At 57.1% G+C, this 14,715-nt stretch carries 12 protein-coding genes; 8 read left to right on the forward strand and 4 right to left on the reverse strand.

The window, feature by feature from the left end:
- Window positions 1-2: 2 nt before the first annotated feature.
- Entirely contained in the window at window positions 3-533 is a 531-nt protein-coding gene (locus GS620_RS00755) for a TadE/TadG family type IV pilus assembly protein (protein ID WP_171119523.1), read from the reverse strand.
- A complete protein-coding gene (locus tag GS620_RS00760; protein ID WP_171231900.1) occupies window positions 530-2,215 on the reverse strand; it encodes a Tad domain-containing protein in 1,686 nt (561 codons plus the stop codon). Before GS620_RS00760 ends, GS620_RS00755 begins: the two co-directional genes overlap by 4 nt.
- A gap of 333 nt (window positions 2,216-2,548) precedes the next feature.
- Here GS620_RS00760 and GS620_RS00765 point away from each other — a divergent pair, with 333 nt between their 5' ends.
- The 4 genes from GS620_RS00765 (at window position 2,549) to rpoD (ending at window position 8,524) form a co-directional block, all read left to right on the forward strand.
- A complete protein-coding gene (locus GS620_RS00765) occupies window positions 2,549-3,979 on the forward strand; it encodes a Glu/Leu/Phe/Val dehydrogenase (RefSeq protein ID WP_171613614.1) in 1,431 nt (476 codons plus the stop codon).
- Between the two features lie 119 nt (window positions 3,980-4,098).
- The gene (locus GS620_RS00770) at window positions 4,099-4,395 is read left to right on the forward strand and encodes a hypothetical protein (RefSeq protein WP_171363153.1); all 297 of its coding nucleotides are present in this window, start codon (window positions 4,099-4,101) and stop codon (window positions 4,393-4,395) included.
- Between the two features lie 80 nt (window positions 4,396-4,475).
- The gene (gene dnaG, locus GS620_RS00775) at window positions 4,476-6,422 is read left to right on the forward strand and encodes a DNA primase (RefSeq protein WP_171613616.1); all 1,947 of its coding nucleotides are present in this window, start codon (window positions 4,476-4,478) and stop codon (window positions 6,420-6,422) included.
- 113 nt (window positions 6,423-6,535) lie between these two features.
- Window positions 6,536-8,524 carry an RNA polymerase sigma factor RpoD gene (gene rpoD, locus GS620_RS00780; RefSeq protein ID WP_171119526.1) on the forward strand — a complete coding sequence of 663 codons (1,989 nt, stop codon included), beginning with the start codon at window positions 6,536-6,538 and terminating at the stop codon, window positions 8,522-8,524.
- A 160-nt stretch (window positions 8,525-8,684) separates the two neighbouring features.
- Here the strand turns inward: rpoD and GS620_RS00785 are convergent, their stop codons facing one another.
- The gene (locus GS620_RS00785) at window positions 8,685-9,725 is read right to left on the reverse strand and encodes an AraC family transcriptional regulator (RefSeq protein ID WP_171363155.1); all 1,041 of its coding nucleotides are present in this window, start codon (window positions 9,723-9,725) and stop codon (window positions 8,685-8,687) included.
- Window positions 9,726-10,184: 459 nt separating this feature from the next.
- On the opposite strand from GS620_RS00785, the gene GS620_RS00790 reads away from it, so the two are divergent.
- The 4 genes from GS620_RS00790 (at window position 10,185) to ribD (ending at window position 12,712) form a co-directional block, all read left to right on the forward strand.
- A complete protein-coding gene (locus GS620_RS00790) occupies window positions 10,185-10,589 on the forward strand; it encodes a hypothetical protein (protein ID WP_171613618.1) in 405 nt (134 codons plus the stop codon).
- A gap of 21 nt (window positions 10,590-10,610) precedes the next feature.
- Entirely contained in the window at window positions 10,611-11,024 is a 414-nt protein-coding gene (locus GS620_RS00795; protein WP_171363156.1) for a secondary thiamine-phosphate synthase enzyme YjbQ, read from the forward strand.
- 120 nt (window positions 11,025-11,144) lie between these two features.
- A complete protein-coding gene (nrdR, locus tag GS620_RS00800; RefSeq protein WP_117869416.1) occupies window positions 11,145-11,615 on the forward strand; it encodes a transcriptional regulator NrdR in 471 nt (156 codons plus the stop codon).
- Window positions 11,612-12,712, forward strand: coding sequence for a bifunctional diaminohydroxyphosphoribosylaminopyrimidine deaminase/5-amino-6-(5-phosphoribosylamino)uracil reductase RibD (gene ribD, locus GS620_RS00805; protein ID WP_171328875.1), 1,101 nt, complete (start codon window positions 11,612-11,614; stop codon window positions 12,710-12,712). Before nrdR ends, ribD begins: the two co-directional genes overlap by 4 nt.
- Before the next feature lie 2 nt (window positions 12,713-12,714).
- Here the strand turns inward: ribD and GS620_RS00810 are convergent, their stop codons facing one another.
- Window positions 12,715-14,715, reverse strand: a complete 2,001-nt coding sequence (locus tag GS620_RS00810; RefSeq protein WP_171613620.1) for a capsular polysaccharide biosynthesis protein — start codon at window positions 14,713-14,715, stop codon at window positions 12,715-12,717.

Raw genomic sequence — 14,715 nt, forward strand, 5'->3', positions numbered from 1 at the left:
CTTTACCGTGGCTCCTGCACGAATGCGGTCGTTGCTGTCACTGCATAGTGGCCACTTTCGTCGACCACTGTGTTTGCGATGATCGAGCTTTCCAGAACAGGATCGATACGCAGGCAGGCCCGCAAAATCATCAACTCGTTTGAGGCCCCGCTTTTGAAGTCGAGCACTGGTTTGGGGTCTTCCGAACTGTCGGTGCAGGGTATTTCGTCCGAAAGTACGATACCATTGAATGCGTTCTGGCGGAGCATTTGCAGCCGCAGGTTGGTTTTACAATTCTTGATACCGGAAATGTCGCAAATCCGGTCCTTGATTACATCGTGGCTCCAGTTGGTGCCTGTGCCCAGACGGATATCCCGAACGACCAGATCAACTCCCCGTTCCAGCGCGGCGTGCTTGGTGGTGATTATCGACATCTCTCCACCAATACCAATGAATGCCAGGAAAAACGGAATGATCATGACAAATTCGATCGTCGCGTTCCCGGACTCGGATCGCTTGAAAGTACGGAGTTTTGACAGTGATTTGCGGATCATTGCGTCAGCCTCAATTTGCGGATGGACGAAGCAATCGCAGTAAACGCCTTGTCCAGATCCAATCCAGCTACATTGTGAACATGGCTGTCCGAGCTTGCGCAGGACTTGATGGTATTCAAGCCGCTGGTGGGGGCCTCGAAAGCGATGCCATAGATGATGACACCCTTGTCTTTGGCCGCGCCGCAGATGCTGGTCGTGCGCGCGTTCTTTGTGGAAGATCCCACTGATTTTCTGAGGCCGTAGTACCAGTTATTCTCGTGGTTGCTTTGCCAATAGAAGTTGTTCTTGGCGTTCCACCACAGCGAAGCTCGGGCAAAAAGCTCGGGATAGGTCAGGCGAGTGGCGGTGCCAATCTCTTCGTTAGAGGAGTTTTCATTGGGTGGATTCCCAAAAGGATGGCCTGCCGTGACATAGCTGCCGTTTTCTTCTGTATGTTGCATCCAGACCCAACGATCCGGGTTGGTCGAATAGCGGATACTATATTCACCCTTTTTCCCGTCGGGTCTTTGATAGTCAGGGTTGAACCAAACTTCAGTCAGGCCACTACGCGCGGACGAGTCCAACATGTACTGCGAAGTGTTTTGCCCGTCGGTCATTACGATTACGACCTTAAGCACGTCCGAGTCATAAGATTCCGGGCGCAGAGCGAATTTTGCAGGAACCTTGTTTTCGGTGGCCAAGGCATTGATCACAGGCTGGAATGACGGATCCAGCATGCCGACACCCCATTTCATGCCTACGTCGATAGATGTGTTGCCACTTGCGGTCAGGGCATCGATGCGGTTGTGCAGATATTGGACATTGTCGGTGACAGCTGTAATTTCACTGCCGCTGCGAACAGGGCATACGAAATAGGCCGGGGGCTGTTCTCCATCGGTTGAAACGCCGTTGACGTTTGCCGAATTGTATCGCCAAGGATCGAAATGCCCAGTACGCTGATAGAAGGTATTCGGGCTAAGCGTCGCAGATCCGAATTGTCCGGAAGTAAAGTTCACGCAATGGGAATAGTTGTGCTCTGAGGTCACGTTGGTGAATTTACCCAGAATGTCCTGCCCGGCATTGACTTGAGTGGCATAGGGGACAATCGACATCGAAATCTTCGTTTCACCAGATTCCTCAAGCATTTTGGTGACAAAGCCCTTCGCCGCAGTTCTCAAGACTTCGATCTTCGACTTTCCGGCGGTCGCAGAAGACCTTGTCATGGAACCGGACATGTCCAGAACCAGCGAGATTTCAACAGAACCGATGGACTCTATGGCAGTGCTTGCCGCTTTCATATTCAGTTCGGTAACTTTTCCGAACCTCATGAAACGCGTCGGAACGACTGCATTGGCGGTCGCGGCCACCTTTCTGGAGCCAAACCCTTCGGTGACGGTCACGGTTTTCTCAAGATGGCCCAGCCCGGCCTTTTCCATATAGGCGTCGACAACATCCTTGGGTGGCAGCTTTTGGTCAAGATCTGCTGCAGCAAGCACCGCACGGTCCAGCGTGGATTGCAGGCTGGCGCGGTCGCGCTCGTACGTCATCAGATCCATCGCCATGCCGGTAATGGCCAGCATCAGGATTAAAATGAGCAGGGTGAATATCGTAAAAGTGCCGTCTTCTTTTCGGGCAAACAGCCGCAACCGGGAAATCTTGTGTTTCGGCTTCGAGCCGTCGTTCTGAAGCGAGAAAATTATCATTTGATGACTCCGCCTCGCACATAGAAGTCGTGCGCCAAAGAAAGGAAATTCCGGTTAAATTTAATTTTCAAACGTGGCGTGAATTGGGCGAAAAAGGCTTGGTTTTGGCCTTTTTGCGCACTCAAGGGGTATAATTTTCACGTTTTCCCCTGGTCTGTCGATGAATTGAAGACAATCAGTTAAGCGGTTGACTGGATTGGGCGACTCACCATCAGGCCCTCAAGTCTCTGTTAAGAAGGTGATGAAAAAAAGTGCATTGTTTGATTGCAGCCAGACTTGGTTGGTGCGACAAAACGTCATGACGTTTCGTCATCCAGCGGTACGGAGGATTTTATGACCGGCATCCAAGAACCAAGCTTTCGCGAGAGTGTTGACCTGATGTTCAACAGGGCGGCCGCCCTGATGGAACTGCCGCCGGGGCTGGAGCAGAAAATCCGGGTTTGCAACGCGACCTATACAGTTCGGTTCGGTGTGCGTCTGCGCGGTGAGATCCATACGTTCACCGGATACAGGTCCGTCCATTCTGAACATATGGAGCCGGTCAAAGGCGGCATTCGTTATGCCACTGCGGTGAACCAGGATGAGGTCGAAGCGCTGGCTGCGTTGATGACGTACAAATGCGCTCTTGTCGAAACGCCTTTTGGCGGATCGAAAGGCGGGCTTTGCATTGATCCGCGGAAATACGAAGAACACGAGCTGGAGCAAATCACGCGACGCTTTGCCTATGAACTTGCAAAGCGGGATCTGATCAACCCGTCGCAAAACGTTCCCGCGCCCGACATGGGAACGGGCGAACGCGAAATGGCCTGGATGGCCGACCAATACGCCCGGATGAACACCACCGACATCAATGCACGGGCCTGTGTGACCGGCAAGCCATTGAACGCAGGTGGTATCGCTGGGCGGGTTGAAGCCACCGGACGTGGCATTCAGTACGCTCTGCGCGAATTTTTCCGTCACCCCGAAGATGTCAGGGCGGCAGGCCTGTCGGGCAAGCTGGACGGCAAGCGTGTTGTGGTGCAGGGGCTCGGCAATGTGGGCTATCACGCTGCGAAGTTTCTAAGCGAGGAGGACGGTTCACGCGTTGTAGGTATCATTGAATGGGACGGAGCGCTCTATAACCCGGATGGTATCGACGTCGAAGCCGTCCGCCAGTGGATCGTCAAGCATGGCGGCGTCAAGGATTATCCGGACGCGACTCATTCAGCGGAAGGCACAAGCGTTCTGGAGGCTGAGTGTGATATTCTGATTCCGGCTGCCCTGGAGGGTGTCATCAACCTTTCCAACGCGGATCGGATCAAGGCACCTTTGATCATCGAAGCAGCGAACGGCCCGGTCACCGCTGGCGCGGATGAGATTCTTCGCAAGAAAGGCACCGTTATCATCCCGGATATGTATGCCAACGCGGGTGGTGTGACGGTGTCTTATTTTGAATGGGTCAAGAACCTCAGCCACATTCGTTTCGGCCGGATGCAGCGTCGGCAGGAAGAGGCGCGACATGAACTGATCGTCAGCGAGCTAGAGCGGCTGGACCGTTATCTGGGTGACGCGTGGTCGATGTCGCCGGACTTCAAGGCAAAATACCTCAAGGGTGCCGATGAGCTTGAACTGGTGCGCTCAGGCCTCGACGATACGATGCGGATTGCCTACCAGTCGATGCGTGAAGTGTGGCACAGCCGCGACGATGTCGAAGACCTGCGTACTGCGGCCTATATCGTGGCGATCGACCGCGTGGCCAAAAGCTATCGCGCCAAGGGGCTCTGAAGCAGGTGGGCGGGGTGATCATTTCGCCCCGCCGGTACACGCCGCGGCTTGAATGTCGATGGCGGCCCGTTAGTTTGACAGATAGTAGACACTCAGAGAAACGAATCCCGGAGACCTCCATGTTGCGTATAGCCATTGTCGCGGCTCTGCTGGCCACCCCTTTGGCCGCTCAGGAAACTAAGGAACAAAGCTGCAAGTATCAGGCGGATGTAGTGGCAGCGATCCAAAACGCGCGGCTGGACCGCGTGAAAGAACGCGATGTAGCGCAAGCCGTGGCTGATAGTGGCCCGACATGGCCCGAGAACTACAACGCCGCGATTCCGCTGATCACACCGTGGGTCTATGAACAAAAGATGCGCGACGTGCGCAAAAAGGATCTGGGCGCCGCTTGGCTTGAGCTGTGTTTGCAGCAATAATCCACAGCCCGGACATTTCCCTGTGGACAAACGCGCGCCTTCCCCTTGGCGCGCTTTCCTGTTTCTGTCAGGTTTGACCCATGTCACTGCCCCCAGGATTTCTGGATGAACTGCGCACCCGCCTGAGCCTGTCTCAGGTCGTCGGGCGCAAGGTGATTTGGGATCAGCGCAAATCCAATCAAGGCAAAGGTGACATGTGGGCGCCTTGCCCGTTTCATCACGAAAAGACGGCCTCATTCCATGTCGATGATCAGAAGGGGTTTTATTACTGCTTCGGCTGTCACGCCAAGGGCGACGCGATCAGCTTTGTAAAAGAAACGGAAAATGTTTCGTTCATCGAAGCGGTGGAGATCCTCGCCCGCGAGGCTGGCATGCCGATGCCTGCGCGGGATCCGAAAGCACAGGAAAAGCAGGATCGCCGCAGTCAGCTTGCCGATGTGATGGAACAGGCGGTGCAGTTTTTCCGCTTGCAGCTGAAAACAGCGGCGGGGGCAGAGGCACGGGATTACCTGTCGCGCCGGGGTTTGGATCAAAGCGCGCTGGATCGGTGGGAGATCGGGTTTGCGCCGGACAGTTGGCAGGCGCTTTGGGATCACCTGCGCGGCAAGAGCATCCAAGAGGAGCTGATCCTTGGCGCCGGGCTGGCCAAGCCTTCAAACAAAGGCAAAAAACCCTATGACACCTTCCGCAACCGGATCATGTTCCCGATCCGTGATCCGCGTGGGCGCTGCATTGCATTCGGTGGCCGCGCGATGGATCCGAATGACAACGCGAAATACCTGAACTCGCCCGAGACCGAGTTGTTCGACAAGGGGCGCAGCCTTTACAATCAAGGTCCGGCGCGGCAGGCGGCGGGCAAAGGGCAGCCGCTGATCGTGGCCGAAGGGTATATGGACGTGATCGCGCTGGCCGAGGCGGGGTTTGGTGCGTCGGTTGCGCCTTTGGGAACGGCCATTACTGAACATCAGTTGCAACTGCTCTGGCGGATCGCGGATGAACCGATCATTGCACTGGACGGGGATGCCGCGGGTCTGCGGGCGGCCATGCGGGCGGTTGATCTGGCACTGCCGCTGCTGGAGGCCGGAAAATCCCTGCGTTTTGCCTTGATGCCCGAAGGCAAGGACCCGGACGATCTGTTGCGCGCCGAAGGCCCGGGCGCCGTTCAGGCCGTTCTGGAAGGGGCCGTGCCGATGGTCAAACTGCTGTGGCAGCGCGAGACCGAAGGAAAGGTATTCGACAGCCCGGAACGCAAGGCAGCACTGGACAAGGCACTGCGGGACAAGATCAAGCTGATCCGAGATCCCTCGATCCGCTCGCATTACGGTCAGGAAATCAAAGACCTGCGCTGGCAACTGTTCCGCCCCCGACGACAACCTCAAAACCGTCCGTGGCAACCGCGGGGAAAATGGCAGCCGCAGCAGACCGCGACGCCGGGCGCGCGCAGTTCGTTTCTGGCCTCTTCGGAAAACGCGGATATCCAGCTGCGTGAAGCCGCTATTCTGGCGATTTCAATTCTGAATCCCAAGGTTGTTGTCCAATTTGAGCAACAGTTGGAAGAAATGGAATGTCACAATCCTGACTACGCGGCGTTGCGCGATGCTGTTCTGCGTCACGCAATTGATGATCCGGACAACCTGAAAGACCACATTATCGCATCAATGGGGCCTGACGCCCTTGAAAACCTGCTGACCCTTCGCCATGTGGCAGTCATCCCCTGTGTGTCCAAGCCAGGCGACGTTGAAAAGGCCGAGATGACACTGGCCGAGGAACTCGCAAAGATCAAAGCGCTCCGGGGGTTGGATGCCGAGATTGCCGAAGCGGCGGAAGAACTGTCCGATCTGCCCGATGAGGCGCTGACATACCGGCTGGCGCAAGCCGCCGAAGAGCGCAACCGCACGAGTCGAAGCCAGAACGAGGATAGGGCCGTTTTCGACATTGCTGACAATGGGGCGCGAATCAATCGTGACGAGAAAGACGCGTTTGCGGCGATCATGTCTGGCATCAAATTCGAGCGGAAACGCCGATAAGTGGTGTTTTCGTAAGGCACTGGAAAAGAAAAACGGGTAAACGGGTGGCCGAATCACTTATACGCGCTAATGATTCGGCTGAGACGAATCACCCATCCCTGCAGGAGCATTGAATGGCCGCCAAGGATACGAACGAAGACCGCAAATCCGACGAGCAGGAACAGGAAATCTCGCTGGACATGAGCCAGGCGAACGTCAAGAAGATGATCGCCGAGGCTCGCGAGAAAGGTTACATTACCTACGACCAGCTCAATCAGGTGTTGCCGCCTGATCAGGTCAGTTCGGAACAGATCGAAGACGTAATGTCGATGCTGTCCGAGATGGGCATCAACATCATCGAAGATGAAGAGGCCGAAGAAGAAGAGAACAAAGGCTCGACCGAACTGGTTGCCGCGGAAAGCAACCGTGAGGTTGCACTGGCCGGTTCCGGCACTGAAAAGCTGGATCGCACCGACGACCCTGTGCGCATGTATCTGCGTGAGATGGGGTCGGTCGAACTGCTGAGCCGCGAGGGTGAGATCGCAATCGCCAAGCGGATCGAAGCCGGTCGCAACACGATGATTGCGGGCCTGTGTGAAAGCCCGCTGACCTTTCAGGCGATCACCATCTGGCATGACGAATTGTTGTCCGAAGACATTCTTCTGCGGGATGTCATTGATCTGGAAACCACATTCGGCAACCAGTTGGACGAGGACGGTGACGTTGAAGAGCCGGTCGTCGATACCTCGGCCGTGCAGGCGAACAAGCCAGCCAAGGATACCGGCCCCGAGCTGGATGCGGATGGCAACCCGCTGAACAACGATGACGATGACGACGAAGACGATCAGGCCAACATGTCACTGGCCGCGATGGAAGCGGCGCTGAAGGATCAGGTCCTGACCACGTTGGAGCGTATCTCGACCGACTTCTCGATGCTGTCAGAAATGCAGGACAGCCGGATTTCGGCCACGCTGAACGAAGACGGTACGTTCAGTGAAAAGGACGAAGAAACCTATCAGAAACTGCGGGCTGAGATCGTCGAGCTGGTGAATGGCCTTCACCTGCACAACAACCGGATCGAGGCGCTGATCGACCAGCTTTATGGCATCAACCGCCGCGTCATGTCTCTGGACAGCGCGATGGTCAAGCTGGCCGATCAGGCACGCATCAACCGCCGTGAGTTCATCGAAGCGTATCGGGGACGTGAGCTGGATCCGAACTGGCTGGCCGAGATGGCCGAAAAGCCGGGCCGGGGATGGCAGATGTTCATCGAACGCTCGACCGCGAAGGTCGAGGAACTGCGCAACGACATGGCTCAGGTCGGCCAGTATGTCGGTCTGGATATCTCGGAATTCCGCCGCATCGTGCAGCAGGTTCAGAAGGGCGAGAAAGAGGCGCGGCAGGCCAAGAAGGAAATGGTCGAAGCCAACCTGCGCCTGGTGATCTCGATCGCCAAAAAGTACACCAACCGCGGCCTGCAATTCCTTGATCTTATTCAGGAAGGCAACATCGGCCTGATGAAGGCGGTGGACAAGTTCGAATACCGTCGTGGCTACAAGTTCTCGACCTATGCGACCTGGTGGATCCGCCAGGCGATCACCCGCTCGATCGCAGATCAGGCCCGCACGATCCGTATTCCGGTTCATATGATCGAAACGATCAACAAGCTGGTGCGCACGGGCCGTCAGATGCTGCATGAAATCGGCCGCGAGCCGACGCCGGAAGAACTGGCCGAAAAGTTGCAGATGCCGCTCGAGAAAGTGCGCAAGGTGATGAAGATCGCCAAAGAGCCGATTTCTCTGGAGACGCCGATTGGCGACGAGGAAGACAGCCAATTGGGCGACTTCATCGAGGACAAGAATGCTGTGCTGCCCCTGGACAGCGCCATTCAGGAAAACCTCAAGGAAACCACCACAAGGGTTCTGGCCTCGCTCACCCCGCGCGAAGAACGGGTTCTGCGGATGCGTTTTGGCATCGGCATGAACACCGATCACACTTTGGAAGAAGTCGGCCAGCAGTTCAGCGTGACCCGCGAACGGATCCGTCAGATCGAGGCCAAGGCGCTGCGGAAGCTGAAGCATCCCAGCCGTTCACGAAAACTCCGGTCTTTCCTGGATCAATAAGAACAAAGATATATCAGAACAAAGGCGCCCCTCAGAGGCGCCTTTTTTCGTTCACATTGGCTGGTTCTCGCATCACGTTGGCGCGAATGCACAAGGCCGGGGCGGTGTGCCTTTCTATATCGGTCTTGTCCACTCATGGGACAGGCCGGGGCGAGGTTTTTCAGGCTGATGACCCCCGGCCAGCTGTCCGAATGGGATGTTCCACTCGGGTCTTGAAGGCGCTGGGCGGTTGACCTGTCCACCGTTTGAAGGCGGTCGAAAAAGCAGCCTGATCGGCATAGCCCAGCGCGTATGAGATTTCAGACAGAGTCATGCCATTTGTGATGAAAGTCTGGGCCAGATCACATCTTAGATCGTCCACAATATCGCGATAGCTTGTGCCTTCTTCCTTGAGACGTCGACTGAAGGTTCTGAGGCTCATCCCCAGATCAGCCGCCGCATCTTCGGCTTGCAGGATTGCGCCGGGCAGGGATCGGGTGATCAGACCTTCGACACGGGCGCGGGTCTGGTGCTTGGGAGGTGTTTTTTCGGCCAGCAGACGTTCACCGTATTCCAGCAAATGCTCCCGCAGCTTGGGATCATAGGTCGGCACTTTCAATTCCAGCGCAGATAGCGGCAGAATGATCTCAATCTTTTCAGCGCTGAAAACCACCGGGCAGCCTGCCAGCTTTTCGTAGGTTTTGGCGTAGCTTCCAACTTTGTGCTGAAAGCGCATCTCGATCGGGTGCAACTTCACCTGCGTGAGGTTTCTCATCCTGGCCAGCGCAGCGAACAACAGGAATTCCGTGCGCCGATGATAGCGGGCAAAGCTGGCGTCTTTCCAATCGGCCTCAAGGGCCGCGAAGTTACCGGCAACACGGAAGCTGAGCCCGATGGCCGGATCGATGATGCCGTGAAAACGGGATAGGTTTTCCATCACCTGCCTCAAATCGCGTGAGTATTTACTGATATACCCCGTCACGGTCGAGGCCGACGTGACCTCGAGCCCAGTGCGCGCCGCAAATGTGATGTCACCAACGGCGTCACAGGCGTGCCGGATGAAAAGGGCCTCTTTATGTGCGCTGTAGACTGCGGCAGGGGGCGCGATATCCTGCTGACGCATCCCGGCCTGTTTCAATACCCGCTGGGATACTTTGCTGTTGCCGGTGTGGCGATCCAGTGCCTGGATCAAAAAATGTAGTCGGTCGATATCTACATCCATCGTGGTACAACACCTTACGTTCTCAAATACACTAACAGTTTATCAGGGAAATCCCTTTGTTGACTTTGGCTTTTGGCAGAAAGGATTTTGCACTTGAGTACTACTTGTTGGCAAGTTCTCGAAAGGTTTTGACCGGAACGCGCATGAAGTGTAGCGCGCGGCTGTCCAAATCAGCTTTGTTGCCGGGTCGGGACCTTTATGGGGATGAGGTCAGAGCCTCGGAGAAATCACCAATCTCTGCTCAGGGCTCCCCGGCACGCTCTTTTTCCCGCAGGTGACGCGTTGGTCTGCGACACCGGGCTTTGGCCTGCTGATCCGCTGTCAAGGCTGGCTCACACCGGATCACGCTATGTACCAGACGGGCTGAATTGATCGTGAGGCACCCTGTGCACGCGGTGAAGTTCGACTAACCTATTTGGAGGTCACTATTTGGAACAAGCAATCAGGGAAGAAATTACCATGAAACAGTCATACACTTTCGCCGCGTTGGCAGCCTTGGCCTTCAGTGTTCCATTGACAGCAGATGCTGCGCGAAACGGATTTCGAACGGAACCCATAAACGCCACTGATTTTGAGGTCATCCCCCGCGGCGACATGCGTACCGAAGGCTATTGGTGCGCGGCCGCAGATTTTGCGCGCCGAACCTTGGGATTGGGCTGGACGGACCGGATTTACGTGCTGCGGGGGTACGGGCCCAGTGTCACAACCGGTCGCAGAACAGCGGTTCAGTTTTCCATCAAGCAACCTCAAACGGTTGATGTGCAACCAGGCAGCTTTGTCTCGTTCGGGTTTCAGCCTGGCAACAGTGAATCTGTACAAGGTGCGAATGCACGGTGTAATTATCGACCGTTCTTCAACGACTGACAAACGCGCAGGATAGTCACGATGCAGACCGAGTTCGTTTTGCACACCCAAGGTCCGGGGCTGTACGAATTCACGTCCGACGTTCTGCAATGGCTTGAACGGGTGGCGAAAGATGGGGTCTTGACCCTGTTCGTTCGCCACACTTCCTGCTCATTGCTGATCCAGGAAAACGCGGACCCCGAAGTTCAAACAGATCTTCAGGCGTTCTTCGAACGGCTGGTTCCGCCGTCAGACAACCCTGCCATGTCCTATCTGCGGCACACCTATGAAGGCCCGGACGATATGCCTGCGCATATCAAGGCCGCGCTCTTGCCGGTTTCGTTGACGATCCCGGTGTCGCAGGGACGGCCTGTTCTTGGAACATGGCAAGGGATTTACCTGTTTGAACACCGCACCGCGCCGCATCAAAGGAAGGTCGCGGCGTATCTGGCCTGACCCACTATTTAGCGGTTTGAATTTCCGACTACCCAAATCCTAGCGGCTGCCCTATAGTTGTGGATAAGTAAGCCGCAGCGCTTACAAAAAGAGGCCGAACATGGGACGAGGAGACGGCGGATGCGCTGCCCGTTTTGCGGAAATATCGACACTCAGGTGAAAGATTCACGCCCGGCAGAGGACCACGTGGCAATCCGCCGACGCCGGTTCTGTCCGGCCTGTGGCGGACGGTTCACGACCTACGAACGTGTGCAACTGCGTGATCTGGTTGTCATAAAGACCAATGGTAAACGCGAAGATTTCGATCGCGACAAGCTGGAGCGTTCGATCCGTATCTCGATGCAGAAACGCCCCGTTGATCCCGAACGGATCGATCAGATGATTTCGGGCATCGTGCGCCGTCTGGAAAGCATGGGCGATACGGATATCCCGTCCAACAAGATCGGTGAGATCGTTATGGAAGCTCTGGCGCGGATCGACACTGTCGCCTATGTTCGCTTTGCGAGTGTGTACAAGAATTTCCAGGCGGCCGATGATTTCGAGGAGTTCGTCCACGAACTGCGCCCGCCGCAGCCTTCGACTGACGAGTGAACGAAACAGATAAGCGATTCATGGCGCTTGCCCTGTCTTTGGGGCGGCGCGGTCAGGGGACGTGCTGGCCGAACCCCGCTGTGGGGTGTGTCATCGTTCGTGATGACCGGATCATTGGGCGGGGCTGGACACAGCCGGGTGGCCGCCCTCATGCCGAGACCGAAGCCTTGGCTCAGGCCGGGCAGGGTGCGCGTGGTGCGACCGCCTATGTAACTCTGGAACCCTGTGCCCATCACGGCAAAACGCCACCCTGTGCCGAGGCCTTGATTGCGGCAGGTGTATCCCGCGTTGTGGCCGCTGTCGAAGACAGCGATCCGCGCGTGGCCGGGCAGGGTTTTGCTATGTTGCGCGAGGCGGGGATTGACGTTGTAACTGGCGTTCTTGCGCAACAGGCAGAACGGGATCTGGAAGGCTTTTTCCTCAAGACTGAACAAGGCCGGCCTTTTGTGACGCTGAAGATGGCCAGCAGTTTTGACGGGCGTATCGCAACCTCGACAGGGCACAGTCAATGGATCACCGGACCGCAGGCACGTCGTGTGGTCCATGCCATGCGCGCACGTCACGATGCGGTTATGGTCGGGGCAGGGACGGCGCGCGCCGACGACCCCTCGCTGACCGTTCGGGATCTTGGCGTTGAGCATCAACCCGTCCGCGTCGTGGTGTCCCGCCATATGGATATTTCTCTGATGGGGCAGCTGGCGCGCACGGCTTCAAAGATACCTGTCTGGCTCTGCCATGCGCATCACCCGGATGCAGAACGTGCACAGGCGTGGGAGGGATTGGGGGCAAAGCTGATCCCCTGTGCGTTGAAAGATCATCATATCGATGCGATGGATCTGCTTCAGCAACTGGGTCAGGCCGGTTTGACCAGTGTCTTCTGCGAAGGCGGGGCCGCGCTTGCGGCCTCGCTGCTGGCCGAAGATCTGGTGGACGAGCTGATCGGGTTCACTGCCGGCTTAACCATCGGGGCCGAGGGCCTGGCCGCGGTCGGGACACTAGGTCTGGAAACGTTGGAGGCCGCCCCCAGATTCGAATTGATCGAGACGCAGGCGGTCGGCGGGGATGTATTGCACCGTTGGCGCAGAGCGTCGGAATAACGTCAACGCCAAAGATGAGCGTGCGTTGCGAACGCGCCCTGAAGCTTTGACAGAAACCGGTTGAACGGACCGGACGGTGCCGAATGCCCCAGCGCCAAGCGTTCAACAGCCACTTCGACAGGGCAGGGTTGTCTGGTGATCGGATCGAAATAGCGTGGATAGTCAATCAAGGTGGCGTGCACCAAACCCATCAGCGACGGCCGTGCACCTCGCCTGACGGGGACGGCATCCAGATCGGTGGTCAGGCCCCATCCCGCATAGAAGGGCGCGCCCAGGGTCGTGACCTTCACCCCGCGCAACAATGCCTCGAACCCCAATAGCGATGTCATCGTCCACACCTCGTCCACCTGCGTCAGCAGCGAGGCAGGGTCAGTTCGGGTCACGACAAGGTCCGCAAGTGACTCTGCGTCTATCTGGCCATCCCGCAAACCGGCTTCGACATCGGGGTGCGGTTTGTAGATCAGGATTGCATCGGGGTTGGCTTCGCGCGCCGTTTTCAGCAAGTCCAGATTGCTGCGCACCGTGTTGGTGCCCAGCAGGATCGAGGCGTCATCTTCAACCTGTCCGGGCACCAGAATTCGGTGCCCATGGGGTAGAACCGGCGCGGATTGGCCCGTGTTGTATTTGCTCAAACCATCGGCCAGCAATCTCTCAACAAGCCGTTCAGCGCGCAATTCCTGATCCGGGCGCAATGTTGCACGCTCGCTGATCAGGTTTTCCAACTGGCTGGGCTTTGTGGGGTCATAGTAGATGCCGATTTCGTCGGTTACCAGGGATAGGGGCGGAACAAGCGCCGCCCCAAGTCCGCGGGAACGCAAAAAACCGTCTTCCACACGAACGGCCCCTTCGCTGTCGCGCGCCTGACTGGCCCAGACCATGTGCGGGCGATCCGAGGCATCAGGCTGTGTGGCCGTAAAGCGCAACTTGCCATGCCGCCCGAAAATCTGTTGCATGTGCCTGCGTTTCCACAGACGCATACCGGCGGCCGTCCAACCGTGCCTGTCCTGCTGCCATGCGCGGGTCTGCGCCTCCAAAATGTCCAGAACCGTTTCCAGTTCGCAGAGCTGATCGCGAAAGGGGTCGTACCAGGTCGGGTAAAGCAGCATAGCGGCCGCGAACAGTTGCGCGCGCGTCAGGTTGCGCTGTCGGCGTTGGACTGGGAATTCATCCTGCGTCAGGCCCCAGCCGGCATAGAACGGTTGGCCGAAAACGCGCGGTTTGTGACCGACCAGGATTGCTTCAAAGCCCAGCTGCGAGGAAACGGTATAAACCGCAACGGCACCCTCAAGCAGGGGCCAGGGGCTGATGGGCTGGTCAAACCACGTGACCCGGTCTGACAGGTTCTGATCGGTGAAATATCCCTGACGATGACCTGCCATCGTTTCTGGATGTGTCTTGATCAGAATGCGCGCGCCTGGGTTTTCCTCCTGCGCGACCACGAGCATTTCAAGAAAACGGGCACGATCGGCACCGCTTGCCGTGACGGCGGCATCGCCAACCGTCTGATCGATGACCAGTACATAACCGGGATCAGGTGCGACAAGGTCGAGGTCAAACGCGGAATACTTGCTGAGGTGCAATTCCCTGACCCGCTCCATCGCCGCGCGTGCGCGGTTCAGCAGCGCGGTGTCGTCCAAGGGATCAGTGTTCAGCAGCTTCTCAAGGTCGGAAGGTTCTGCCGCATCGAAATGCGGGCCTGAACGGTCCAGCAAAAGACCCAAGGGCGGTTCACCGGCGCGCCCCGGGTGCAGAGACCTGAGAAAGGCATCCTCGACCCGCAGAACGGGTGCACGGTGTTTTTCGGCGATGCGCAGGCCCCGATACGCGGTCGGGCTGTTGCCCCATATGCCCACGCAATCGCCATCCTTGGGAAGACCCAGACGAATGTCATATCCGGCAAGCGTCAGAATCCGTCTCAGGCGTTTTTGCGTAAGAAACCCGCCGTTGTAGACGAACAGCCGGGTGCGCTCGGCCCCGGCTGCGCTGTCCGGATCGGGTACCAT

This window comes from Ruegeria sp. HKCCD6428, assembly GCF_013110595.1.
Taxonomy (GTDB): Bacteria; Pseudomonadota; Alphaproteobacteria; order Rhodobacterales; family Rhodobacteraceae; genus Ruegeria.

What these genes read in the sequence shown, in the direction of transcription:
- GS620_RS00790 (WP_171613618.1), top strand. Translation starts at nt 10,185, where the DNA reads ATGAAACAGTCATACACTTTCGCCGCGTTGGCAGCCTTGGCCTTCAGT.
- GS620_RS00770 (WP_171363153.1), top strand. Translation starts at nt 4,099, where the DNA reads ATGTTGCGTATAGCCATTGTCGCGGCTCTGCTGGCCACCCCTTTGGCC.
- GS620_RS00785 (WP_171363155.1), bottom strand. Translation starts at nt 9,725, where the DNA reads ATGGATGTAGATATCGACCGACTACATTTTTTGATCCAGGCACTGGAT.
- GS620_RS00755 (WP_171119523.1), bottom strand. Translation starts at nt 533, where the DNA reads ATGATCCGCAAATCACTGTCAAAACTCCGTACTTTCAAGCGATCCGAG.
- GS620_RS00760 (WP_171231900.1), bottom strand. Translation starts at nt 2,215, where the DNA reads ATGATAATTTTCTCGCTTCAGAACGACGGCTCGAAGCCGAAACACAAG.
- rpoD (WP_171119526.1), top strand. Translation starts at nt 6,536, where the DNA reads ATGGCCGCCAAGGATACGAACGAAGACCGCAAATCCGACGAGCAGGAA.
- nrdR (WP_117869416.1), top strand. Translation starts at nt 11,145, where the DNA reads ATGCGCTGCCCGTTTTGCGGAAATATCGACACTCAGGTGAAAGATTCA.
- GS620_RS00795 (WP_171363156.1), top strand. Translation starts at nt 10,611, where the DNA reads ATGCAGACCGAGTTCGTTTTGCACACCCAAGGTCCGGGGCTGTACGAA.
- GS620_RS00810 (WP_171613620.1), bottom strand. Translation starts at nt 14,715, where the DNA reads ATGGTACCCGATCCGGACAGCGCAGCCGGGGCCGAGCGCACCCGGCTG.
- GS620_RS00765 (WP_171613614.1), top strand. Translation starts at nt 2,549, where the DNA reads ATGACCGGCATCCAAGAACCAAGCTTTCGCGAGAGTGTTGACCTGATG.
- dnaG (WP_171613616.1), top strand. Translation starts at nt 4,476, where the DNA reads ATGTCACTGCCCCCAGGATTTCTGGATGAACTGCGCACCCGCCTGAGC.